Source organism: Sphingobacterium cellulitidis, assembly GCF_043187465.1.
GTDB lineage: Bacteria > Bacteroidota > Bacteroidia > Sphingobacteriales > Sphingobacteriaceae > Sphingobacterium > Sphingobacterium cellulitidis.
Genome location: NZ_CP171136.1, coordinates 1635249 through 1658483, shown reverse-complemented (window position 1 = coordinate 1658483; position 23235 = coordinate 1635249). Strand labels below are relative to the sequence as shown.

Annotated in this window: 24 protein-coding genes; 14 read left to right on the top strand and 10 right to left on the bottom strand. The window is 35.5% G+C overall.

The annotated features are described in order from the left end of the window. Nucleotides 1–320 precede the first annotated feature (320 nt). From ACF3OC_RS07195 to ACF3OC_RS07170, 6 genes are all read left to right on the top strand, one after another. Nucleotides 321–1211: an AraC family transcriptional regulator gene (locus ACF3OC_RS07195; protein ID WP_094282706.1), complete on the top strand. Its 891-nt coding sequence runs from the start codon at nucleotides 321–323 to the stop codon at nucleotides 1209–1211. Between the two features lie 267 nt (nucleotides 1212–1478). Further along, nucleotides 1479–2330, top strand: coding sequence for an alpha/beta hydrolase (locus ACF3OC_RS07190; RefSeq protein ID WP_094282707.1), 852 nt, complete (start codon nucleotides 1479–1481; stop codon nucleotides 2328–2330). Nucleotides 2331–2345: 15 nt separating this feature from the next. Beyond that, complete coding sequence (locus ACF3OC_RS07185; protein ID WP_094282708.1) at nucleotides 2346–3398, top strand: alpha/beta hydrolase; 1053 nt, start codon at nucleotides 2346–2348, stop codon at nucleotides 3396–3398. A 57-nt stretch (nucleotides 3399–3455) separates the two neighbouring features. Further along, complete coding sequence (locus ACF3OC_RS07180; RefSeq protein ID WP_392471207.1) at nucleotides 3456–5009, top strand: TonB-dependent receptor plug domain-containing protein; 1554 nt, start codon at nucleotides 3456–3458, stop codon at nucleotides 5007–5009. Between the two features lie 9 nt (nucleotides 5010–5018). Then, on the top strand, nucleotides 5019–6326 hold the full coding sequence (locus ACF3OC_RS07175; protein WP_392471204.1) for a TonB-dependent receptor domain-containing protein: 1308 nt from the start codon (nucleotides 5019–5021) through the stop codon (nucleotides 6324–6326). A 174-nt stretch (nucleotides 6327–6500) separates the two neighbouring features. Continuing rightward, entirely contained in the window at nucleotides 6501–7586 is a 1086-nt protein-coding gene (locus tag ACF3OC_RS07170; protein WP_094282710.1) for a TlpA disulfide reductase family protein, read from the top strand. 24 nt (nucleotides 7587–7610) lie between these two features. Here the strand turns inward: ACF3OC_RS07170 and ACF3OC_RS07165 are convergent, their stop codons facing one another. Further along, nucleotides 7611–7994, bottom strand: coding sequence for a Fur family transcriptional regulator (locus ACF3OC_RS07165; protein WP_094282711.1), 384 nt, complete (start codon nucleotides 7992–7994; stop codon nucleotides 7611–7613). Between the two features lie 110 nt (nucleotides 7995–8104). Here ACF3OC_RS07165 and ACF3OC_RS07160 point away from each other — a divergent pair, with 110 nt between their 5' ends. Further along, nucleotides 8105–8647 (top strand): RidA family protein, encoded by a 543-nt coding sequence (locus tag ACF3OC_RS07160; RefSeq protein WP_094282712.1) that lies wholly within the window; start codon nucleotides 8105–8107, stop codon nucleotides 8645–8647. An 85-nt stretch (nucleotides 8648–8732) separates the two neighbouring features. Continuing rightward, nucleotides 8733–9641: an NAD(P)/FAD-dependent oxidoreductase gene (locus tag ACF3OC_RS07155; protein ID WP_094282715.1), complete on the top strand. Its 909-nt coding sequence runs from the start codon at nucleotides 8733–8735 to the stop codon at nucleotides 9639–9641. A gap of 40 nt (nucleotides 9642–9681) precedes the next feature. On the opposite strand, the gene ACF3OC_RS07150 is transcribed toward ACF3OC_RS07155, so the two are convergent. The 3 genes from ACF3OC_RS07150 to ACF3OC_RS07140 form a co-directional block, all read right to left on the bottom strand. Next, nucleotides 9682–10803, bottom strand: a complete 1122-nt coding sequence (locus ACF3OC_RS07150) for a lipid A-modifier LpxR family protein (RefSeq protein ID WP_094282713.1) — start codon at nucleotides 10801–10803, stop codon at nucleotides 9682–9684. 37 nt (nucleotides 10804–10840) lie between these two features. Then, nucleotides 10841–11638: a caspase family protein gene (locus ACF3OC_RS07145; protein WP_094282714.1), complete on the bottom strand. Its 798-nt coding sequence runs from the start codon at nucleotides 11636–11638 to the stop codon at nucleotides 10841–10843. Between the two features lie 360 nt (nucleotides 11639–11998). Beyond that, nucleotides 11999–12523: a hypothetical protein gene (locus tag ACF3OC_RS07140; protein WP_094256963.1), complete on the bottom strand. Its 525-nt coding sequence runs from the start codon at nucleotides 12521–12523 to the stop codon at nucleotides 11999–12001. A gap of 199 nt (nucleotides 12524–12722) precedes the next feature. Between ACF3OC_RS07140 and ACF3OC_RS07135 the strand changes: the two genes are divergently transcribed. Further along, the gene (locus ACF3OC_RS07135) at nucleotides 12723–13268 is read left to right on the top strand and encodes a GNAT family N-acetyltransferase (protein ID WP_094282451.1); all 546 of its coding nucleotides are present in this window, start codon (nucleotides 12723–12725) and stop codon (nucleotides 13266–13268) included. 28 nt (nucleotides 13269–13296) lie between these two features. On the opposite strand, the gene ACF3OC_RS07130 is transcribed toward ACF3OC_RS07135, so the two are convergent. Next, nucleotides 13297–13788 carry a GNAT family N-acetyltransferase gene (locus ACF3OC_RS07130; RefSeq protein WP_094282450.1) on the bottom strand — a complete coding sequence of 164 codons (492 nt, stop codon included), beginning with the start codon at nucleotides 13786–13788 and terminating at the stop codon, nucleotides 13297–13299. Nucleotides 13789–13953: 165 nt separating this feature from the next. On the opposite strand from ACF3OC_RS07130, the gene ACF3OC_RS07125 reads away from it, so the two are divergent. From ACF3OC_RS07125 to ACF3OC_RS07115, 3 genes are all read left to right on the top strand, one after another. Further along, the gene (locus tag ACF3OC_RS07125) at nucleotides 13954–14466 is read left to right on the top strand and encodes a hypothetical protein (RefSeq protein ID WP_094282449.1); all 513 of its coding nucleotides are present in this window, start codon (nucleotides 13954–13956) and stop codon (nucleotides 14464–14466) included. Between the two features lie 71 nt (nucleotides 14467–14537). Beyond that, nucleotides 14538–14921 carry a hypothetical protein gene (locus ACF3OC_RS07120; protein WP_094282448.1) on the top strand — a complete coding sequence of 128 codons (384 nt, stop codon included), beginning with the start codon at nucleotides 14538–14540 and terminating at the stop codon, nucleotides 14919–14921. Beyond that, nucleotides 14921–15577: a sigma-70 family RNA polymerase sigma factor gene (locus ACF3OC_RS07115; RefSeq protein ID WP_256962644.1), complete on the top strand. Its 657-nt coding sequence runs from the start codon at nucleotides 14921–14923 to the stop codon at nucleotides 15575–15577. Before ACF3OC_RS07120 ends, ACF3OC_RS07115 begins: the two co-directional genes overlap by 1 nt. A 174-nt stretch (nucleotides 15578–15751) precedes the next feature. Here ACF3OC_RS07115 and ACF3OC_RS07110 read toward each other — a convergent pair whose 3' ends face one another. The 5 genes from ACF3OC_RS07110 to ACF3OC_RS07090 form a co-directional block, all read right to left on the bottom strand. Next, entirely contained in the window at nucleotides 15752–16180 is a 429-nt protein-coding gene (locus tag ACF3OC_RS07110; protein WP_256962643.1) for a hypothetical protein, read from the bottom strand. 613 nt (nucleotides 16181–16793) lie between these two features. Beyond that, nucleotides 16794–17396 carry a hypothetical protein gene (locus ACF3OC_RS07105; RefSeq protein ID WP_392471198.1) on the bottom strand — a complete coding sequence of 201 codons (603 nt, stop codon included), beginning with the start codon at nucleotides 17394–17396 and terminating at the stop codon, nucleotides 16794–16796. 71 nt (nucleotides 17397–17467) lie between these two features. Continuing rightward, nucleotides 17468–18151, bottom strand: coding sequence for a hypothetical protein (locus ACF3OC_RS07100; RefSeq protein ID WP_094282446.1), 684 nt, complete (start codon nucleotides 18149–18151; stop codon nucleotides 17468–17470). Between the two features lie 109 nt (nucleotides 18152–18260). After that, complete coding sequence (locus ACF3OC_RS07095; protein WP_094282445.1) at nucleotides 18261–18887, bottom strand: response regulator transcription factor; 627 nt, start codon at nucleotides 18885–18887, stop codon at nucleotides 18261–18263. 3 nt (nucleotides 18888–18890) lie between these two features. Beyond that, entirely contained in the window at nucleotides 18891–20795 is a 1905-nt protein-coding gene (locus tag ACF3OC_RS07090) for an ATP-binding protein (RefSeq protein ID WP_392471196.1), read from the bottom strand. 184 nt (nucleotides 20796–20979) lie between these two features. Here ACF3OC_RS07090 and ACF3OC_RS07085 point away from each other — a divergent pair, with 184 nt between their 5' ends. Then, complete coding sequence (locus tag ACF3OC_RS07085; protein WP_094282443.1) at nucleotides 20980–22050, top strand: PD40 domain-containing protein; 1071 nt, start codon at nucleotides 20980–20982, stop codon at nucleotides 22048–22050. 189 nt (nucleotides 22051–22239) lie between these two features. Further along, a complete protein-coding gene (gene moaA, locus ACF3OC_RS07080) occupies nucleotides 22240–23235 on the top strand; it encodes a GTP 3',8-cyclase MoaA (RefSeq protein ID WP_306427061.1) in 996 nt (331 codons plus the stop codon).

Below are 23235 nucleotides of genomic sequence, written 5' to 3'. Positions count from 1 at the left end.
ATGAAATTGGTTAATTACATTTATTAAAATATGATAGCCTATCAAATTTAAGAGTAAATCTAATTTTTTTTATTCAATCCTTTTACTAACTGACAAACAATTTTTTATATAATTCAAGTAGAATATTTCGTCAAACCGAATTGAAGTATTGCAGCTTGTCATACTTAAGCTTCAATTGATAAGAACGACAAATTTATTGATGTTTTAGTCATAAATTTGATAATATATAAATCTATAAGAAATTTGTTTAATCCGCTAATTAGCTCTATATTAGGTATTAACAATTCGCTATACTGGTTATTAATTTAGAAATACTGATTATGGAATTGAATATACCTTATATTAATCCAAGAGCCTATTTAAATTCCCTAACGCAGAATTATAATTTCATTGAAAATTCGGCTTGGAATTCAGTACAGATTGTTACACCAGATGAAATAGCGAGTGGTGGTCTCCTACTTTTTATTCGGAATGATTTTCATTTTATACGGGGGAAGTGGAATTTCAAGGAAAGCACCCATTTTATTTCCAATGATCCGGTTGGAGAAAAGGGAATGGTCGACCTTAGGATAGATAAACCAGGACAATTAAGATCTGCTAGTATACAAGGCGACAAGCAGTTTGAGTGGGATATTACGGAGGTAGATGGTTTTCGATTCTTTATACCTGAGAAGTATTTTTCAATTAAGAACCAGCATGTTTCCGAATGCTTTAGAATCTTCTGTGAGCATCCCAATATTCAAAATCTACAAAACCAGATTATTCAGATTTCACCCATGGATCTCGAAAAGAGCATGTTATTGGAAAGTAAGATGTTGGAATTTCTATTTTACTGGCTTGAATTTCAAAAAACTTTTGAAATTGATCAGCATTTTGAAAAGTTGTCGGATAAAACGAGAGCCATCGTACAGAATGCAAGGGATATAATTCATGAAAACCTTCAACAAACCATAACCATCAAGGAAATCTGTAGGAAGGTAGGTATCAATGAATTTGACCTCAAGAAAAATTTCAAAAAGATGTATGGTCTGTCCATTCATCAATACTTGATTAAAGAAAAATTAGAACAATCTCGACACATGATAATTCATACGGACCTTCCTATTTCGGAGATTTGTCATCTCTATGGTTATAATAATCGAGGCCATTATGCAAACCTTTATAGGCGATTTTTCGGGCTTAGTCCATTGCAGGATCGAATGAAACAATGAAATATTCCTGTTTCGTATCAAAAAGCTCCTGTTTCGATATGAGTTTTTTATTATGCAAGCATAACTTTAAATAAATTTTGAGCCAATTCTTAGCAATTGGTATAACCAATAATAGCTTATGTTAATCTTTCCATCATTTTTGAAGATTCTATAAGACGATTTCCAAATGAAAAAGCGATAATTTTCATGAAAGGATTTGAATTGGATTAGCATTAACTGGAACAGGGCAGTATATAAATTAATTATAAAACCTTAATCTCTAAAAATATGAAATGGTCAATTTATTTTCTCAGCTTAATATTATTATTGAGTGGTTGTTCATCTCAAAAGTCTGTTAGTAGTTCGGAATCGATTTTACTGAAAGATGTTGCCTACGGAACAGATGCGAGGAACATCATGGATGTGAAATTACCAGCCAACCGCAACAAAGAGACTCCATTTGTTTTGCTAATTCATGGCGGAGCTTGGACGATAGCAAACAAAGAAAATGTTCAGGATTTTATGGATACGCTATATACTAATGGGATATCAGTTGCAAGTATCAACCATCGATATGCAAACCATGAGAATGTCCATTATAAGGAAATGCTTGCTGATGTAGATGCTGCATTGAATTATTGTATTTCCCAAGCTGATAACTGGAATGTCCGCAAGAATGGTTTTGTGATGTCTGGAGTCAGTTCAGGTGCGCATTTAGCCATGTTATATAGTTACACTACAGACAAAAAAATCAATGCTATAACTGAATTTTGCGGACCTGTGGATTTTACGAGCAAAGAAATGATGGGCTTTGTTGAAAAAGCTGGTCTTAAGGAGGTTTTGGTAAAGATGACGGGTAAAGATTATGATAAAAATAAGGATATCGACCCGGAATTCATTTCAGCTAGTCCGGTCAGATTTGTAAAACCTATTCCAATACTAATTGTACATGGTACGGATGATAAAGTCGTACCGTTTATCCAAGCTCAAATCCTAGAAAAAGCTTTGGAGGACAAGAAGGTCAAGAATAAATTCATTCCTATTCAAGGCGCAGGTCATGATCTGAACCTTAAAGATAGCAGCATCCGAAAGTTAGTCTATTCCGAAGTTGTCAAATGGGTAAAACAATATGGTCAATAATCAACCTCTTTACAAATGAAAAATATACTTATTTATTGCCTGACCTTTATTTTCCCCTACCTGTTACAGGCTCAGGAACATAAAGACATAAAAATCTTAAGCAAAGAAGAGGTTAGCAAGCGTTTGCTGCCGCAATTTTCGCCACTTGCTTTCATGCCAGTTACGGAGGTTAATTTAAAGCATATTAAGGAAGAAAGAGAGAAGCAGGGGAAATTGGAAATCCCTAAAATTAGCAATGCGGATAGCGTTGATATCATCTATAAAAAGATCCCAGGTTTGAATGCTGGCGACCCTGAGATTCCGATCAGGATTTATAAGCCAAAAACTTCAGAAAAGACGCCCATATTTTTATGGTTCCATGGTGGAGGCTATGTTTATGGTAGTTTAAACTGGGACCATCAGAATTGCGCCAGTATTGCGGTTCGGTCAAATGTTTTGGTTATTTCGGTAGATTATAGATTTGCACCAGAGCATAAGTATCCGGCTGCAGTTCATGATGCCTATGCTTCATTTTTATGGAGCATCAAAAATGCTCCGCAACTCAATGCAGACCCATCTTTAGTAGGTGTTGGAGGTGGTAGTGCAGGTGCAGGAATTGCTGGAAGCTTGGTCTTGATGAATCGCGAGAAGAAAGGTCCTGAAATAAAATTACAAGCCCTATTTTTTCCTCCGGGAAATATCGATACCACTTCTGTTTCAATGCGTGAATTATGGGAAATCCCTGGGGTGAAGGGTGCAGATATCCCTATTTTATTATCCTATTACTTTGGAGAAAATTATAAAAACAATTTGCCGAAAAACGCCATTTTAGGGGAAATTGAGGATTATAGAAATTTACCAGCAACCTACTTGGCAACATGTGGTGTAGACCCATTAAGAGATGCGGGATTGGATATTGGGATCAAGTTAATTGAAGCTGGAGTTCCTGTTGAATTACATAATTTCCCAGGTTATCCGCATGGGATGTTACCAGAAAGAGTGTTCCCAGAATTATACCATTTTCTCAAAACATATTACTATTTAGATCATTCCCTAAATAAAAAGTCATTGGCAAAATCACAGGATTAGATATTTAACAAGCCAATAATTCTGCGCTTAAGATAAGAACCTTTAAATTCTAAAAACATGAAAATTAAGATACCCTTTATTGGCTGTCTAGCCCTTGCTATGCTTATGCTGTTCAACATAGAGATTACTTGGGCCCAAGGAAATAACATCTTGGGAAAGATTCAAGATGAGCAAGGAATTCCTATTTCGGGAGCAACCATCAGAATCAAAAACAGCAATCGCAGCGTTCCGTCGGCTACAGATGGAACATTTGAAATTCTTAATGTAGAATCTCAGGAACTAACCTTGCAGATTAGTTTTCTAGGATATCAAAATCAAGAACTGAAAGCAAGTGCTGGGCAGTTCCTCACTGTAATATTATTACCATCCAGCAATACCATGGATCAGGTTTTTGTGACTGGGACCTTTGACAAGCGAAAGCGAATGGACGCTTCAGTTGCGATTTCCACCTTAAATGCGAGTCAGATGGAGAAATTAGCGAGCACTTCTGCGGCGGATTTATTAAAGAATGTTCCTGGAGTTTTTGTAAATTCTTCATTGGGTGAAATCAGAAACTCGGTGGCTAGCCGTGGGATAACCGTAGGAACGCAAGATGGAAGTTTTGGATATGAGTATGTTTCCATGCAAGAGGACGGAATTCCTATTACGAATGCCACCTACTTCAACTATGGTCCGGACTTTTTCTTACGTCCGGATGCGACTTTATACCGTTTAGAGGCTGTACGTGGTGGTACAGCATCCATAACAGCGGCAAATGCTCCTGGAGGGATTTTTAATTATGTTTCAAAAACTGGATCAGATACTAAGGAAGGAGAAGTTCGCTTAAAATATGGACTCTTGGATCGTGATGGACATAGTTATTCAAGGGCTGATATTTCCTATGGGGGTCCATTGGGAAATAACTGGTATTACAATATTGGCGGTTTTTACAGATATGATCAAAGTGGACGATATCCAGGATATGCCATGAACAATGGCGGACAGGCGAAAGGAAATCTGATGAAGAAATATTCCAAGGGTACATTAAAAGTATTTGTAAAATACTTGAATGATAAAAATGGTTATGCACAATTCATTCCGACCCACGGCTTTGACAATCCCGAGCCTGCAAATGGTTTTAATATTTATTCCAGTGTTCTGATGCCAGAGCTGGATTATTCTTCTCAGGACTTTGTTTATGGAGGCTCAATGAAGTTCAATCCAAGGAACCTGGTTCACAGCAAATATCGTTCAGTTGCCATGAATTGGGAGCATCAGTTAGGCAACGATTGGACCTTTACCAATGCGGCTAGATATGCCAAAAACAATATTTTATACAATACACCGGGTTCAGTAACCACAATGAGTGCCACGGATATCACCTCCTATTTCTTGTTATCCGGGATGACAGGTCTAGGCATTGGTTCTTATTCTTTTAAAAATGCGAAGACAGGAGAAGAAATGATGCAAGTGGCTTCTGCCTTAGGACCGGGTGGAATGCCTAATTATACGGTCAGCAAAAATGACCTACCGGGTCAGGATTTATTGGCAAATGGAGTATTCATGACCACGTTTGGGGCCTACCACAACGATGTAAAGGAGTTTATCGATCAATTCAGTTTTCAGAAATAGACAGCTACCATGAACTTTACCATTGGTGGATATTTTGGTCACACCAATGTTGAGCGTTATTCAGGTATTGATGGTGTTGCAATCAGTACCATTGAAAACCGTCCTCAGTACTTGACATTGGATTTTACGGGCGGAACACTGGGGGGGACAACGGGTCTACATCAGGTGACAAATTCGGATGGGATTGCGCAGGCGAATGGGGATAATGGAGCTTCCTTAACCTTTCACGCAAAACAGAGGTTAGCGGCTTTATTTTTCGGTCATTCCTGGAATATCAATCCGAATTTAACATTCGATTGGGGCGTCCGATATGAAAACATGAATGTAAAAGGTAATAATGATCGCGTATATATGAAAACAGGTGTACAAGGAGGAGTCGATGGAGATCCTAAAACTTTCTATGACAATAATACGGTTGATAGAATATCTTCCGTAGACTTCAATAAAACCCTGCACAGTTTTTCATTTTCCGGAGCACTGAACTATAAGTTCAATGAAAATTTAGCTTTATATGGTCGATATTCTCAAGGTAAGAAAGCACCAGATTTGGATATTTACTTTGCAGCAAACCGTGAGGAAACCATTGGATTGTTAAATCCACAGCAAAGAACCACACAACAGGTAGAATTAGGGTTAAAGGCAAGAACTGATCAATTAAATTTATTTGTCACTCCCTTTTACAGTGTGTTAAGTGGGGTTCCAAATTCTCAATTTTTCCAAGCAGAAGGTGGAGGATTCTATGTTCCTGAGATGCTTTACGGAAAATATAGTACCCTAGGGGTTGAGGTTGAAGCAGATTGGCAGGTATATAAATCCTTGAGCGTCCGAGGAATATTAACTTTACAAAAATCCAAAATCAATAACTTGGAGCAATGGGTAGCCAACGATCCAGGACCAGGCGATGATACAAAAATCTCATATTCAGGCAATGAAACGGACAATAATGCTCGTATAATTATGAACATCACTCCTACTTATACCAATGGAAAATTCTATAGTTTCCTTACTTGGTCATATCTAGGGAAAAGACAGGCGAATGTGGTCAATGCATTTACCTTAGCAGCTTTCTCACAATTTGATTTTGGTGCAGGATATGATATCACCAAAAGGTTCAAATTGAGTCTGAATGTTAATAATTTATTGAACAAATATGCAGTCATGAGTTGGGTTAGGCCAGGTGGAATCTTAGAATCTTTGGCGGGGAATAATAGTTTCACGAAAGAGCAATATGATCAAGCTGTAAAAAATAATGCTTTATATTCTACAGTTTCCAATCCTCCAAGAGCTTTTTATTTGACTGCGACCATTAAATTTTAAAAACAAACCTCACTAATTATTATATCTAATCAGGCGAAACTGAGATTAAGTTTCGCCTTTTCTTATGATTATTTTCTAAAATCTATCAGGTTATAACTATAAAACATAAATAGAATTAAAAAGTCAATTCTATTTTTATTAACTTAAAGCATCCATTCACTAACCAATTGTTAAATGAAATATCTATCTCTTTTATTGCTGATTTTCACATATTTCACTGTCAAGGGCCAAGAAGGTAGTTTTACCATAAATGCTGAAATAACAGGTTTTCCTGATGATACTAAATTTCATCTTTCTAGTCTTGGGAAAACTAATGATAGTTATATCGGCACGATGAAAGATGGGAAACTGACTATTAAAGGCGAGGTTTTGGAACCATCAAGTTATCGCTTACAAGCTGAAAACGGCCCATATGTTTCCTTGTGGATTGAAAAAGGTACGTGGAAAGTTAAAGGAGATAGATCCAGTTTTGATAAATTAATTGTTGAAAATTCAGAAATTAATAAGTTAAATAGAGAGATTTCAGATCAACTTTCACCCTTATGGGATAAGCATAGTATGTTATATGAAAAGATTGAAGCGGAAAGCGATAAGGAGAAGAAAAAGATTTTGATCAATAAGCTAAGTCAATTTGGGGATTCTATCGATCGAGTGAGGGTAATAAACATTTTTTCCCTGGAGCCCTCTTATCCTTTGATGGAAGAGGTTTATTTTTTAAGAAACACCCTTTCAAAAGATAGTCTTAAGCTGGCATATGATCGATTTCCAGAAAAAATACAAAATGGTTCCATGGGGAATTTTATAAAGGATTTTTTAAAGACCACTTTACTCAAAACTGGAGATTTAGCTCCTAACATCGAGGGTAAGACCGTAGATGGAAAATTAGTGAAGTTAAGTGATTTGAGAGGTAAGATGGTTTTATTAGATTTTTGGGCTGCATGGTGTGGACCATGTAGGCTAAGTAATAAGCAATTGATTACCTTATATAATCAGTATAAGGATAAAGGATTTGAAATCTATTCCTTTAGTATAGATACAAATTTTAATGCATGGACAAAGGCGAGTCAGGAAGACCAGATTACTTGGACGAATGTTTCTGACCAACAGGGCATGTATTCTCCTGAAGCCATAAAATATAGAATTCAGGCTATTCCTAGGGCTTATCTTCTTGACAAGGATGGTAAAATCTTGGAAATATTTAGAGGATATTCAGAGGATAATCATGAATTGATAGAAAATCACTTAAAAGAAATACAATAAGAAGGCAATTAAGGAAAGAGCAATTTATTCTTTTTCCGAACATTCCTTACAAATGCCAGTTAGAACACAATTTACGCTTTTCACCTCGTACCCCTCCTGAATGGAGAATTGTACTGCTTCAGGCAAACATTCGATCGATTGGCAGTTAGTACATCGAAAATGAAAATGATTGTCTGTGAAGCTATTTTCATCACACTTCATACAAACAGCAAAGTACTGTTTTCCGTCCTCGGCAACGATCTTATGGACAAGCCCATCCTCACAAAATCTATTTAGAACCCGATAGATGGTTGCTCGATCGATATCAATATCAATCTTCTGCTCGATCGCTTCGTGACTTAGAGCTTTTTTACTATTCATTAATAATTCCAATACAGCTTCTTTGGAAGGTGTGTTTCTACGTCTCATTTCAAATTATTATTGCCCTACAAAGTTAATGCAAATAAATCGCAATAAAATATTGCAACTTAGTCGCATTAATAAATTTATTTATTAAGTTTGTAGAAACATATATTAACATGAACAAACTATTTAAACCTCTAAGTAATTCTAGCGTGTCATTTTTGATATTGCTATTGATTTTTCTAATCTCCAGTTGTGCTCAAAATCCTAGAGAAGTAGAAAAGCGGTTTGAAATTTCTAAACAAACCGACACTCCAGAATATTATCAATTACGTCCTGAACTAGAAAAGATGTATGGTTACACCCAGGCTGTCAAAGTTGGTAATCTGCTCAAAGTTGGTGGAGTAATCAGTATTGATGATCAAGGGAAACCACTTGGAATAGGAGATTATCAACAACAAATGAAAAATTGTTATCAAAGTTTGGAAAAAGTATTAACCAAATATGGATGTTCATTTGATGATGTCATAGTAGAGAATATTTTTACTACGAATATGTCAGCATTACAGCAAAATGCATCATATCGTCATGAGATCTATAAGCAGCATTTTCCAACAGGTAGTTGGATTGGAATAAAGGAACTAGGTCTTCCAGAAATGATGATTGAGATCGAAATTGAGGCGATTATTCCGAATGCATCTACAAAAATTAATGACTAGAAGAGAAATTATTAAGCAAGGAATTTTAGGGTTGCTGATTGCACCCCACCCTAAAATTCACTTTCTACCACAAAATACAAGAATCATGAAGAATAGCAAAAATTACGATGTTATCATAATTGGTGGCAGTTACGCAGGACTTTCAGCAGCCATGTCATTGGGAAGATCATTAAAAAATGTGTTAATCATTGATAATGGACTACCTTGCAATCGTCAAACCCCACATTCCCATAATTTTATAACACAAGATGGGGTTCCACCAAAAGACATAGCAGATAAAGCCCGTGAACAGGTATTGAAATATGGGACTGTAAATTTTGAAAAAGATTTAGCGATCTCTGGTCGCCAAACTGAAGATGGATTTGAAATCACGACACAAAGTAACCATTCATTTTTTGCCTATAAACTAATCTTTGCCACGGGAATCAAGGATATTTTTCCGTCTATCAAAGGATTTGCTGAATGTTGGGGAATCTCGGTAATACATTGCCCATATTGTCATGGGTATGAATTTAGGGGTAAAAAAACTGGCATTCTCATCAATGGAGATAAAGCATTTCACATCAGTCAATTGGTGAATAATCTCACCAATGATTTATTTATACTTAGTAATGGTGCTGCTACTTTTGAAAAAGATGCATTGGAAAAACTAAGGAGGAACAATATTTCTATAATTGAAAAGGAAATTTTGGAAATTCAACATAAGAATGGACATCTAGAAAACATTATTTTCAAGGATGGTACAAGGGAAAATTTTGATGCTATATACGCCTCAGTTCCATTTGTACAACATTCAGATATTCCTAAAAAACTAGGCTGTAAGATTAATGAACAAGGTTATATTGAGGTAAATTCTTTTCAACAAACGACTGTGCAAGGCATTTATGCCTGCGGAGATAATACCAGTCCTATGCGTTCAGTTTCCAATGCCGTTGCAAGTGGAGCATTTGCTGGATCCATGCTAAATAAGGAAATAACAGAAGAAAGGTTTTAGAAAGAAATTAAATAAATATACATTCCATAATCCATTCGACTTACCATGAATACCCTAAATAAACACCTCCCCAATAGTGGGTTCGTTCAAGTTCAGTTTTTAATTCTGATGTTCTTCCGGCATTAACGGCCCAAGTGACATCCAATGATCTTTTTGTATTTTTAAAGGGAATATGAGCACTTATTCCGGTTGTCCATTCAAGAATTAGATGATTAGTTTGGTTCCAATTCAAGGTATGGACTGAATTTCGCCAAATTGTTCCATTTAGCATGGCATTATAGGCCATAAAAGTAGGTTGAGCAGAAGCGAATACATATATTTCACCTAATTGTCTACCAGAATTATTATCTGTAATTCGTTTGCTCATATTTCCTAAAGGATTGAATTCTTGTATCCAGTTCCTGGAATCTAATAATCCTAATCTTAACGAGGCAAAACCATTTACCTGAGTATAATAACCCACAGAACCACCTGTACCAATTTTCATATCGAAATAGGATCTATTTTGTTTTTGTGACGGTAAGTCAACGACTCTTTTTCCAAGAGATAATGCATATAAGAATGCCGGTGCAAAACCATTAGCAATTTGATTATGCCAACCACGTGGGGTATAAGGAGGCTTTGTATCATTTTCATTTGCATGTTCATGAATTTTTGTTTGCACCCATTTCCCTATATTTAAACCAAATGCTCCTATATTCAATTCTGACCTGAATACCATATCTCTTTCCGAGTCGATATACCCTCTTTTAGTAGATAGCGCTAGTAAAAAAGCGTAGGGTCGATCATTAGTTATGGGCTCGGTAGATCGAAGGTCATCCGGAGTGAAGGCGGTCCCATTTAATGAAATTGATGGCGGCAGTACAATTGTATTTAATCCTTGAGTAGTGTTTTTCCCTAAAATCCAATTATCAAGTTTTGTAACTGGAGCAAAAATAAACCAAGATTTATATCTAAGACTAGAAATACCGAATCCAAAGCCCATCGTATAATTTTGGTCTGTTGCTTTAGGAAAAAGTTGAATGGGGTTCAAATCTTCATCTGAATACAACTGGAAAGTTGTTATGGTATCTATAAATATTTCAGAATTATTTACAGAGGATTGGGCGAAAAGGTTTCCTACTAATAATACCATCGTTAAGGAAAGGAAGATATTTTTCATGATTAATAATTTGGGTAAATATTTGGAGATTAATTATTTAGGATCTCGGGAAAGAGGCTTGGTCCCTAAAAGGTACTGCGATTTTATCATCATCAAAATTGAAAGAAAGATTGACTCCCCTTCTACTTATCTCAGTATAAACAGGTTCTTGATTATCCTTAATTTTTTTATAAACTTTTTTGAAAAGATCCCGGAATGATAAATTACTTGATGTATTTACGAATTGAAATAAAGTTTTAGTAAATACAGATCCACTATTGTCTAATTGAGCTAAGCGACCATCAAGTGAAGCACCTAAGTAAATAATTTCTGCGGAAAGACCGTCAAAATTATTTGTTTCTGATTTTTTAAAAAATGTTTCTCTATGTACATTTTTTTTATTCAATTTATAAGTTGTACCTGACGAGCATGCATCAACTACAAAAATAATTTGAGTTCCTTCTTCAAATTTGCAAAAGCAATCAAAGAGGTCATTATCAAGAAGTTTATCCCCATTATCCAAAAGAATGATTTCATCTTTTCTATCAATTTCACCTGAATCATTTTCAGCGCGTTGTTGGTCGCCATGTGCTGTAATATAAAAATATAATCGGTCAGAAGATTTCATTAAACTTGCAAAATACTGAAGACAATCTAACACCTCTTTGCTTCCTATCATAGTACCTTCCAAAAGCTTATATTCACTAATCGGAACAGGAACCTTGGCCAATAAACTATACCACATTTTCATGTCAGAAAGAGCCGCAGGATTGTAATGGTTAACTCGAAGAAATATTGAATAATATTTTACTGAAGAACCTAGTTCATTATTCGGGTTTTCATTTAATTGCTGCATAACTTAGAGTTTATACTGTAAATAAAAAATGATGTAAAAATAATTGGCTTATTCAATCTAATAATCAGGCACTTTCGGAAAGTACACACTAATTTAATTTCTTTTCTCAATAAAATAAAATATTATTGATGTTTGATAAAAAAATAGGCTACTACTAGCTAGTAAATAAATATTTTTAACAAAATATTAATATTAAACATTGGTTTAAACTTCTAATGAGTCAGATATCAAACTATTAGGAAAACAAAAAGAACACCTATATTAAATCGGGAATATTCACTAAATAACCCTATAAAAATTTAGCCTCTAAAATATTCTTTTAGAGGCTGGTTGATGATTTTTAAATATTTTTTCTATTTCCTAATATCCAATGCTATTATCTACATCGTATTTCATACTAGGATAGTCCAATATTCTGCGCATTAAGGCCATCTGACCACATAGGTAATCCTCTCTTCCAATACACATACCAATGAAGTTCAATTTGTCTTCTTTGATGAATGGAATATCCATATGGATTTCAAAGATTTCTGCGAGTTGATTATCATCAGCATTCAATAATGCCTCATATACTTTTGGTGAAATGTGATGAAAATTATCGAGTAATTGCTTTAAAGAAGGGTATTCTTTCTGTGGATCTAGAGTTTTTCCCATATAAAATAGGTCTTGATAAGGATCTTCTTCTTTTAATCCCAAAATTGACCCCATGCTATAACGTACATTCACATAATTTCCAGCCATCCAAATTAAATTGTTTGTGCGGTCTTCAACTCTTTTCTTGGAATCTTCTTCAGAGACGCCATCCAATACATTGATAAACGTCTGGGTATGCATCCTATAGGCAGGGATAATAATATTCAATTGTGCTGATTTTGCTCTTTCCATGATTTTTTATTTATTAGTGTTAATCAAAGTTAGCCTATCAATCGGGGGAAAAACTTGCCCTATGACAAGAATTATGATTTAATAGGTTGGTTATGGGCAAAATAAAATATAAATTTGATTCCCACTCATAATCGATCGGTTTATCTACCTAGCATCAATAGAATAGTTTGGGCACCAATTATGAAAAGAAAAAAACAAAATGAAATTAATTGTAGATGAGGACATCGTTTTGGAAGGCTCTTCCATCATGTATGTTTCTGAGTTATTCGAAATCATTCAAAACAATAGGGATTATTTATCGGTATTTCTTCCTTGGGTGGACCACATGGCTAAGGAAGCAGATTTTAGAGAGTATATTCTAAATGCAATTTTTAAAAATCAGGAGCATTATGAGGCGAGTTTTACCATTATATATCAAGGGAAAGCGGTAGGTCGGATTGGGTTACATCATCTCAATAGGCACAATAAATTAGGAGCAATAGGATATTGGATCGATCAGAAAAAGAATGGAAAAGGCATTGTGGTAAAATCCTGCAAAAGATTGATAACCTATGGATTTGAGGAATTGGGATTGAATAGAATTGAGATAAAAGCAGCTGTAGACAATCTAAAAAGTCAGGCTATTCCGCAAAAATTGAATTTTAAAAAAGAAGGGATTCTCAGGCAGGCGGAATATGTCAATGAAAAATACCTGGATTTAACCTTATATTCCTTACTAAAAGATGAGTATCTGGCTTCCAAGTAGTTTGAAAGATAAAAGATGCTACCTTCAATTATTTGAGATCAAATTCTACGCAATTATCGTCTAAATTTTGGATTTCTATGAAGTTCAACCTTTGCAATAATTCAATTGCCTTTTTATTATCCTGTTTAGTAATTGCAAAAATTCGCTTCAGCTTTAAGTTAGATTTTCCATAATCAATGGCTTGCTGAAGTGCCTGAGTCATATATCCTTTGCCATAATAATCAGGAAGCAAAATACAGCCCAGTTCTCCAGCATTATCTTTGAATCCACGATAATAACCACAAGTACCAACAATTTGCATGCTTTGCGAATCATAAATTCCCCAATGAATTGCTTCCCCATTTAAATAATCCTTATATATTTTCTCGAGAGTTTCAATGGTTTCAATTTGGGTAGATGGCAAAACTCCATCATAATAACAGATTTCCATAATATCCCCCAGGTCAGAAAGAGCTATTTGCTTTAAAATAACCTTATCGCCTTTAACAGTTGGATAGTTAGGATCTTGGCTTAACTGCATTGTAATTATATTTATTCTAGTCTAAAATACTGGAAATTCTATTAATTTTAGCTTTGTAGCAAACATTTATGAAGCGGTTGATATTTTGTTTAATATCCATCAGCTTTTGGTTGTTAAATCCTGATAGAATAACTAGATTTAATTGAAAATTTATCACATTAATCAATGGAGGGTTTAATTCTAAAAACTTGCCTTATCAATGATAAGAAGTATAAGATTAAGAATGTCCGAAAGATAGATCATTCCAAATTCACTCCACTTTCGGAAATGCTGGATAAAGACGTTAGTGGTTTAGACCCTGAGTTTTTGGATGGAGTTTTATTAATGAGCTATCAAGATAAAATTCTCATGGATTACAGTTATTGGGATGATATCACAGATCTCTGGCATTACTTTATCAATTCAATTGAGGAGTTGCAAACCGCATCAAAAAGCTATTTTACCTTCCCTAGCCAACCCCTACCAGTGTCCATTGAATTAAATGCGGATAGAATCAAGATGACCATTGATGAAAACAGCATCAATATAGATGCAAAATCATTTTTTGCCATTATGATTCAGGAAGCGATAGATTTCTTTTCAAGATTAAAAATATTGTTTCCCCGACATGAACTTGAATATAGCCTTGCATTGAACAGGATTGAAAAGATCAAAGCTGAACTTGGGGAAAAAAAATAATCCTATTCGCTTGTAACCTTTCCATTTGTCACTTACCCTAATTAAGTACAAACTTATTAAAAAGAAAGATCATGGAAAGTTCAATCAAGAATACCAGTTTGGTATCAACATTCAATTTATTAAAATACACATTTGTCATTGTACCTATTGTTGCTGGCGCGGACAAATTCACTAACTTGCTTACAGATTGGTCCCAATATGTCAATCCATCCTTTGCTGCCCTGTTGCCGGTTTCAGTTTCGGTATTTATGATGATTGTTGGGGTAATAGAAATTGTGGCGGGGATTATTGTATTCAAGAAAGCTGAAATTGGAGGTCTTATTGTTGCGGCATGGCTGACCTTGATTGCAATTACCTTATTAGCGGGATTTATGTATGTAGATGTGGCAGTACGTGATTTGGTTATGGCCATTGCCGCCTTATCCATGGCCAGACTATCAAAAATTGTAGGATAATGATCATGAATCAGACAGAGCAATTAACGGAACCTGAAATTATCGAGCGCATATTACATGGGGAAAAGCCATTATATGAGATAATTGTCAGACGCTTTAACTCCTATCTCTATAAGATTGGCCGCTCTTATAATTACAATCATGAGGATACACAGGATTTGATGCAAGATAGTTATATCGATGCATTCAAAAGTTTGGCTCAATTTAAACAAGGTTCCAGTTTTAAGACCTGGATCATCCGGATTATGTTGAATAACTGCTATCGTAAAAAACAGAAGTTCAGCTTCAAAAACGAACTTGCCAATGAACTTATCAATGAAAATGTAAGGCCTATGTTCAACAACACGAATAACGACGCTCAAAGGGAAGTTTATAGCCATGAATTGGGAAGAATAATTGAAGCCTCCCTGCTGAGGATCCCTGAAGATTATAGATTGGTTTTTGCACTTAGGGAGATCAATGGGTTAAATATTTCGGAAACTTCAACCTTGCTTGACATCAGTGAAGCTAATGTTAAGGTTCGCCTGAATAGAGCAAAGGGGATGTTGCGTTCTGAAATTGAAAAATCCTATTCCGCGGAAGAACTTTTCGATTTCAACCTATGCTATTGCAATCCTTTTACCGAAAGAGTCATGAAAAAAATTGAAGAGATATAAATTTCGGATGGATAAATCTAGGGACTTACCCCCCTTTTAGACCAGCAAATAATTCTATTAATTCTCTCAAGATAATTGAAATAAAGAAAGGTCATTTGATAGGTTTATACCATTTCAAATGACCTTCACAGTGTAGTAATATCTTGAAAAAACCTTTACTAATTTGGTTCTAAATTATTGCTTTGTTCCTTCGAAGCTATACATATTTTCACCTTCAGAAGTTACCTTAGCAACAAAAGATACCGACTTACTTGATATGGTATAAATGAAAATTCCATTTGGCTCAGTGGAAGTGGTCAGAATTCCTTGACCTGCATTATTATAGACCTGCACCTCTTTTACAGGCAGATTTAAACTGCTGTTCTTAGCGGTAATCTTTATTTTATCATTCGAAACTTTTGTTACCTCGATCAACTCATTAAATTTCTGATCTCCACCATTAATTTTTATGGTCCCTTTAAAGGTTCCTACAGCGGCGTCAATACCTCCACCTCCAGTGTCAGGATTGTCGTCATCCTTAGAACAGCTGGATACAATTGTTGCTAATCCTACCAACATAATTAGCATAGCAAACATCCCTTTTAATTTGATTATTCTTTTCATAATAAATATTTAATTTTTCTATAGATCTATTAGATTTTATGGAGTAAATCCATTCTGAAATGCATTACAGAGGTTTACTCAGTTGTGTTTATCAAAAATATAGGCTGAAGGAATGTTAGTCAATCCCTTAAAATCAGTATTGATTTTACCTGTAATCAGGTAATTTTTTGTTGGATGTGGAATGGATATATGAAACGGATTGTAGGGGCGGATTGCATTCGCCCAATTATGATAAAATGGGGTTACAACAAATATGTCGCCCCGATGGGGCTGTGTTTTGGTAAATGATTTTTTGCTACAAATATGTCACCCCGATGGGGTTTGATAATGAAGGATGAAATTGATAATGGATATATGAAACGGATTGTAGGAGCGGATTGCATACGCCCATTTATGATAAAATGGGGTTACAACAAATATGTCGCCCCGATGGGGTTTGATAATGAAGGATGGAATTGATAATGGATAATGGATATATGAAACGGATTGTAGGGGCGGATTGCATCCGCCCATTTATGATAAAATGGGTGTATCGGATTTATGGGGTATCGGTATTGGAAAAAGGGCGTATGCGATACGCCCGTACGAATTGGGGGACTAAAATAGATTTTTGTTATTCAAAGCCAATAAAAGAATTGTCGGTGTTAATGGCTATGACATTGGGTTGTTCATGATTTGGGGACTGGTGGATATTATCTACGACTTGTTTAAAGGCTCTTTTACTTTCTCGGTTCAACATGTTGCTCCAGAAGAAGACAATGGTGCTTTGATCTTTTGATACTGGAATATTGAAATTGGATATAATAGAATGTAGGCCTTTATTATTCGGTATTTCTAATGCGGTTTTGGGGAAATAGTTGTCAAATTTGCCATCATAGTTCCAATCTAACCTCATGGTCAATGAAGGCTTTGCATAGCAGTTTGCATGAAATGATTTTAGTTGATCCTTATAAAAGTATAAAATTTGAATAGGCTGATCGAGTTCATTTCGGGAGAATTCGGCAAAGGATTTTCTGTATTTTGTAAAAGTGGAGTCTGAAACGTAGATGGATTGGGTTGCAGGGTATAGTTCTTTGAAATATTCGGTCGTTTTTTCAAAATTCACTGAATCGAATTCCTGGATTTTCTTTATTCCAGCGGCACTCATCAGGATTTTATTACAGGAAGTCAGGGATAACAACAAAGGAAAGATTAAGAATACAACTGCCTTTTTCATGAATCATTAATTTACAGATAATTAAATCTATAAAAATTTCAATAAATTTCCTATACCTTAGTTTCTATTAATCACTTTCTATTCAACCTTAAAATTAACCAATAGCGATGAACATAATGATTGTCAGTACCTCCTGTAATGGAAGTCAATCTATTCCAGAGGTCATAATTGAAAACCTTATCTCCTATTGATCTGACCATATTTCGTAAATCATAATCAACTTTTGCATTTCCAATTTGACTGATCCTATTCCATAGATCATAGTACACCTTATCATTTCCTATTCTTTCAACTCGATTATCAAAATCATACTCGATTTTTTCATCTCCAATTTGTTCAACCGCCTGATTAAAAAAACTGTATTTCACTCTACGGTTTCCTATTCTAGAAACACTATTATCAATAGAATTATAGTCGATTCTTTGATCCCCTATCCTGTCAATCTTTTCATAAAAGTCATAATGGAAGTCAAGATTTCCAATGGATCGGATTCGACCCTGAAAATCATAATCCAATCTTAAACCGGAGATAGATCTAACCTTATTATCAAAATCGTAATCAATTCTATTATGGAAATCATCAACAATTACGGGATCGACTGCCAATATTTTCCCTTTAATGCTGACCAGAAAATGAGCTTCATTAAATTGGATTCCAAAGTCTTGTTTTGTTTGATTTCCACTTAACCAGATTTGCTGAGAAAAAGCAGTTTGAATTGAAATAAACAGTAATAAAAGGCCAGTAAAATATCGCATAGGTAATTAATTAAATTGTCTACTGGTAAGACAAGAAATTCAAAAATAAGTTTAACCTTGACGATTAAATTTTAAACGAATAAAAACATTAGTTTTTGATCTGAAGAGATTAATCTTCCAAGCCTAAATCCTTTATTTTCTGCAATAGGTTGACGGTTTTGTTGACATTAAATTTCTGAAGGAGATTTCTACGATGGGTATCGACGGTAAAAGGGCTGACAAACATCTTTTCGGCGATTTGTACAGAGCTTAAGCCTTGGGCGAGGTATTTAATGATTTCCTTTTCACGACGTGTAATTGGCGGAAATTCTTCAGCGAGGTTCACTTGCGATGAACCCAGACTTTTTTGTGCATTCTGATCCAAATAAACCCCACCTGCATAGATATGCAAAATAGCTTTCACAATTTCATCCATTGCAGCACTTTTAAGCAGGTAACCCGAAGCTCCTGCATTCAACATCCGAAGAATAACATGCCGATCATCCAAATTACTAAGTCCTAAAACCTTGATATGGGGGTATTCCTGATTGATTTCGGCACATATTTCAACTCCATTCCCATCCGGCAATTGGATATCCAAAAGTAAAACATCAATTTCTTCTTCAGACAAAATGCCTTTAAGGTCGCTAGCGGTAGAACTAGCACCTATAATTTGTATTTCATCATGAGAAGCGAGGTAACTTCTTAATCCTTGAGTTATCAAAGGATGGTCATCGCATATAATAGTTCTAATCATAATTTACAATTGACATTCAATAATAATATGGGTTCCTTCATTCGGCTTGGAATCAATTTTCATGCTTCCAGACATGGTTTTTAATCGAGATTCCAAGTTATCCAATCCCATATTCCGATTGATTTTGACAGGGTCAAATCCTTTTCCATTATCTTCAGCCTCAATCAAGAGGTAATTATTTTCCAGGGAACATTGCAATAAAATATATGATGCATTCGCATGTTTTACTGCATTGGTAACCAACTCCTGCACGATTCTATAAATCGAAAGCTGTAAGTTTTTATCAGTAATAACTTCCATCCCATGCCCATAATAGGAGATCTTGGTTTTATCTGTCTGCATAGATTGGCAGAAATGTTGAATAGCTTCATTCAATCCATTCCTTTTTAGGATTGAAGGTTCCAAGTTTTGAGCAGTATGCCTTAAATCGTTGATAACAGTTTCCAGTTCACTGATCATCATGGGGTATTCATTTTGAGATTTATCTCTCGCTATTCGTTCGACATTCATTTTCAGTCCAGTCACACGACCCAATAATCCATCATGGAGCTCTCTTGCCACCCTTTTTCGTTCCTGCTCCTCTCCTTCTACCAATGCTTTGGCAACATCAATTTCACGTTGTTGCCGCAGTAAAATAGTATCCTTTAAATTCCTTTTTTTACGAACGTTCCAAGCGTACCATAGCCATGATCCCAATACAAGAACCAAAAAGGCTCCACCAAAGATTAACGCTCGGTTCAACAGGTTTCGGTTTTCGAGAATTTCAATTTCTTGTTCCTTTTCCTTGGTCCGATATTGGGTTTCCATCTCCGCAAGTTGCTTTCTGAAATCCAAAGCACTTAAGCTATCATTAGCAAGTTTATGTTTTAGAATTAACTCATAAGCTCCTTTATAATTCCCTAATTGGAATTCCAATTGGGCGAGTTCAGTGATAATTGCCAAGCGGCTCTTGGTCATTGCAGATCCACGAGTATCATTCAAGAGCTCGGCAAGCTCTGTTTTTGCTGCTTGCAAATTTCCTGAGTTCTTATAGATCTGAGCCTTTTCATATTTTAGGGAGTAAAAATCCCAATAAGAATTATATTCCTTGGCAGCAGCCGTCCCCTTTTCAATATTTTGGAGGGCTTCTACATATTTTCCTTCCTGATTTAAGGAACGAGCCTTATTTTTATATAATGCTCCGGCGAGTTTTTGTTCTGGCAGTTTCTTCAAGAGCGCTTCTGCTTTCTCTAAGATTCGCATCTGTTTATCTCGTTCCTTTTGATAGAAATAGACATCGAACATGTTGAGATAGGTCCATAGCAGGTTTTCAGTTTCATCCTGTTCTGTTTTTACCAACGAGACTGCTTTTTCATAATAATCCATGGCTTTCCCATATTCATTATTATTATAAAAAACCATGCCTACATCTGTAAAATAACTCATTAACAGATTATTATCTCCTGATTTAATGGCAAAGGGAATACAGTAATTTAGGGTGATGTCGAGAAATAACTTATCATTATCAGATTGCTGTTCCAGCGATCCGTAATTATGCCACAATTTCGCTCTATAACCGTAAGCTTCAGGACTTTCTATATGCTTAAAGTATTCTTCAGCCTCCATATAGAGTTTTTGGCTTTTAGGATTATCATAGCCATAATAAACCCCAGCTTGATAAAATAAATATCGTGCTTGTCTGTATTTATCGCCTTCGATTAATAGCTGTGCTATTTTTAAGGATTCAAAAGATTTTGCAGTATCACGATAGGACCAATAATCGGATAACTTCAGAAGGGCACTGAATTTCTCTTCTTGATTTTTTGCTTGATTTAATTTATTTGACAACTGTTCAAATTCCTGCCCATTCACAAAAAGATGGATTAGGCTTAATAAGGCGCATATAATATAAAGCTGAAATTTGGACATTAGGTTATAAGTTACGGTGATTTTATCAATAAAAATAACCAAAAAATAAAACTACTATAAAACTAGTAGAAGGAATTAATCAATTTAGAGTATTGCCTCCCCAAAAGACGACAATTAATTTTGTTATACCCCTTTATGTAGAAAGATATGGGGCTAATAATCAACCAATATTCATGAGGTCAATATGAAAACAAGATCAATATTATTCCCTTTAATACTGCTTTTTATGATTTCCTGTGCGGGCTGCAGTAAGGATGATCAAAGTTTTGGCGGATCGGGGAAGGCATTAAAAAATTTACCGGGCAGTCTTTATTGGCAGTTTGCGGGGGATGTTGGCCAAATGGATTTTAGATCAGGTAAGAATTCCTCTAGGTTATTAGGTGTTGGTCCGGGATCATCACGATATGACAGCTATGATATTAGTTGGGACAATAAAAAGGTTTTGATTACCATGGATGTTGAAGGGGCATTTAACTTTACAGAAAGGCGATTTGTATTGAGGGATAAAAACTCAAAACTGGACTATAATTCATTGAATGATGGCAATAACCATTTTGATATCCGCTACGAGGCTGATGATATTGAAATAACAGATGCTCATATATCACCAGATGAAAGATTTATTGCTCTAGATGCACAGCATTTTGCAGATTTACCGGTCACTATTATTGATAGCAAGACTGGCAATCTGGTAAGCTCATGGATGGTTAAAGGCGTCAGCTTTTTAAATTATGGTATTCCAGTTTGGACTTCCGATAACACCTTATATTTCAGGATAGGCAATTCAGTGTATAAATCATTTGCTGCCGATGGATATCAATCTGCTCCGAAAGTATTCTCCATGGAAGGGATTTCATCCTTGACCGTGAATCCCCAAGGGACAAAGTTTGCTTTTCGGAAAAACAGGCATTTATGGATGTGTAATATTGATGGTAGTGATCTAAAGCAGATCACCACGAGTCAATTATCGGAGGTGATCAGCTATGATGGGGAGCATAGGCCAATATTCTCACCGGATGGAAAATACATTGCTTTTACCGGAGCTAGTCAAAGAGGGACTCCATGGAGTGACCACGACTATCCAGATGGTTCATGGGTAGCAACAGTGGGTGGAAAATATGGTTATATCGTCATAATCCCAGCCGATGGGAAGCAGTATAACCTGGAAGATAAAGATAGTGGCGCGATATGGTTAAAACAACCAGATTCAGATTACGCAGGAATTCCCTGTAGTTCGCATTTAATTTGGCGATAGATTACTTACATCCAATCCTAGGTAGAATAGGATTCTCATAGTAATAATTAATGTTTCAATCGACCAAACAGACAGGAAGTCTGTTTGGTTAATTTTTTTGGATTTTAACCTAAAATAACATTCTTCACAATTGAGCCAATAATCCATTCCCTTCCAGGAAAACATTAAGTATATTTGTTAATAGACACTATGACTGATATGCTGCAGGATAAATTTGGGAGGACGATAAATTATTTAAGGTTGGCAATAACGGACCGTTGCAATCTTCGATGCAACTACTGTATGCCAGAAAATGGCCTTTCATGGATAAAAAAGCCTAAGCTAATGTCTGATGATGAAATCCTACGATTATGCAAAATCTTTACTGAACTAGGTGTCAATAAAATTCGAATCACAGGTGGTGAACCATTTGTGAGAAAAAACTGTATTGAGCTTATGGAGAGCATAGCTCAATTGGATAATCTAACAGATTTAGGCATTACCACAAATGGCCTCCTAACCGAACCTTTTATTCCTCAACTCAAAAAAATTGGTATTAAATCAGTGAACTTAAGTTTGGATAGCTTAGATGCAGATCGTTTTTTTAAGATAACTCGAAGGAATGTGTTCAGCAAGGTTATGGAAACTTTGGATAGTCTATTGGAGCATGATATTCAGGTTAAGATCAATTGTGTAGTGATGGATGGACAAAATATTGATGATATTATCCCTTTGGTTGAGCTAGGCAGGAAATTACCGATTTCTGTTCGTTTTATTGAGGAAATGCCTTTCAATGGAGATTCCAAGGAAGTTTCCTTGAAATGGAATCATCAGACTATTTACGAATATATTCAAGATCATTTTCAGGAAATTCAAAAATTGCAAGACCCCAAAAACTCAACATCCTACAACTATAAAATCCCAGGATTTATTGGCGAGTTTGGAATAATAGCAGCTTACACCCGCACTTTCTGCGGCGACTGCAATAGATTAAGAATTAGCCCATTAGGAATATTAAAAAACTGTCTTTACGAGAATGGTGGCATTAATTTAAAGGATGAATTACGTTTGGGAAAAAGTGATGAAGAATTGAAAAAGATCATCATCAACAATATACAGCATAAACCTAAAGATGGATGGGAAGCAGAAAATGCAAGTGTAGATACCGCTTTTATCCATCAATCAATGGCAACAATTGGGGGTTAA

Bases quoted from the DNA above. Each gene is read 5' to 3' on its own strand.
- ACF3OC_RS07195 (WP_094282706.1), top strand. From the start codon at position 321: ATGGAATTGAATATACCTTATATTAATCCAAGAGCCTATTTAAATTCC.
- ACF3OC_RS07190 (WP_094282707.1), top strand. From the start codon at position 1,479: ATGAAATGGTCAATTTATTTTCTCAGCTTAATATTATTATTGAGTGGT.
- ACF3OC_RS07185 (WP_094282708.1), top strand. From the start codon at position 2,346: ATGAAAAATATACTTATTTATTGCCTGACCTTTATTTTCCCCTACCTG.
- ACF3OC_RS07180 (WP_392471207.1), top strand. From the start codon at position 3,456: ATGAAAATTAAGATACCCTTTATTGGCTGTCTAGCCCTTGCTATGCTT.
- ACF3OC_RS07175 (WP_392471204.1), top strand. From the start codon at position 5,019: ATGAACTTTACCATTGGTGGATATTTTGGTCACACCAATGTTGAGCGT.
- ACF3OC_RS07170 (WP_094282710.1), top strand. From the start codon at position 6,501: ATGAAATATCTATCTCTTTTATTGCTGATTTTCACATATTTCACTGTC.
- ACF3OC_RS07165 (WP_094282711.1), bottom strand. From the start codon at position 7,994: ATGAGACGTAGAAACACACCTTCCAAAGAAGCTGTATTGGAATTATTA.
- ACF3OC_RS07160 (WP_094282712.1), top strand. From the start codon at position 8,105: ATGAACAAACTATTTAAACCTCTAAGTAATTCTAGCGTGTCATTTTTG.
- ACF3OC_RS07155 (WP_094282715.1), top strand. From the start codon at position 8,733: ATGAAGAATAGCAAAAATTACGATGTTATCATAATTGGTGGCAGTTAC.
- ACF3OC_RS07150 (WP_094282713.1), bottom strand. From the start codon at position 10,803: ATGAAAAATATCTTCCTTTCCTTAACGATGGTATTATTAGTAGGAAAC.
- ACF3OC_RS07145 (WP_094282714.1), bottom strand. From the start codon at position 11,638: ATGCAGCAATTAAATGAAAACCCGAATAATGAACTAGGTTCTTCAGTA.
- ACF3OC_RS07140 (WP_094256963.1), bottom strand. From the start codon at position 12,523: ATGGAAAGAGCAAAATCAGCACAATTGAATATTATTATCCCTGCCTAT.
- ACF3OC_RS07135 (WP_094282451.1), top strand. From the start codon at position 12,723: ATGAAATTAATTGTAGATGAGGACATCGTTTTGGAAGGCTCTTCCATC.
- ACF3OC_RS07130 (WP_094282450.1), bottom strand. From the start codon at position 13,788: ATGCAGTTAAGCCAAGATCCTAACTATCCAACTGTTAAAGGCGATAAG.
- ACF3OC_RS07125 (WP_094282449.1), top strand. From the start codon at position 13,954: ATGGAGGGTTTAATTCTAAAAACTTGCCTTATCAATGATAAGAAGTAT.
- ACF3OC_RS07120 (WP_094282448.1), top strand. From the start codon at position 14,538: ATGGAAAGTTCAATCAAGAATACCAGTTTGGTATCAACATTCAATTTA.
- ACF3OC_RS07115 (WP_256962644.1), top strand. From the start codon at position 14,921: ATGATCATGAATCAGACAGAGCAATTAACGGAACCTGAAATTATCGAG.
- ACF3OC_RS07110 (WP_256962643.1), bottom strand. From the start codon at position 16,180: ATGAAAAGAATAATCAAATTAAAAGGGATGTTTGCTATGCTAATTATG.
- ACF3OC_RS07105 (WP_392471198.1), bottom strand. From the start codon at position 17,396: ATGAAAAAGGCAGTTGTATTCTTAATCTTTCCTTTGTTGTTATCCCTG.
- ACF3OC_RS07100 (WP_094282446.1), bottom strand. From the start codon at position 18,151: ATGCGATATTTTACTGGCCTTTTATTACTGTTTATTTCAATTCAAACT.
- ACF3OC_RS07095 (WP_094282445.1), bottom strand. From the start codon at position 18,887: ATGATTAGAACTATTATATGCGATGACCATCCTTTGATAACTCAAGGA.
- ACF3OC_RS07090 (WP_392471196.1), bottom strand. From the start codon at position 20,795: ATGTCCAAATTTCAGCTTTATATTATATGCGCCTTATTAAGCCTAATC.
- ACF3OC_RS07085 (WP_094282443.1), top strand. From the start codon at position 20,980: ATGAAAACAAGATCAATATTATTCCCTTTAATACTGCTTTTTATGATT.
- moaA (WP_306427061.1), top strand. From the start codon at position 22,240: ATGACTGATATGCTGCAGGATAAATTTGGGAGGACGATAAATTATTTA.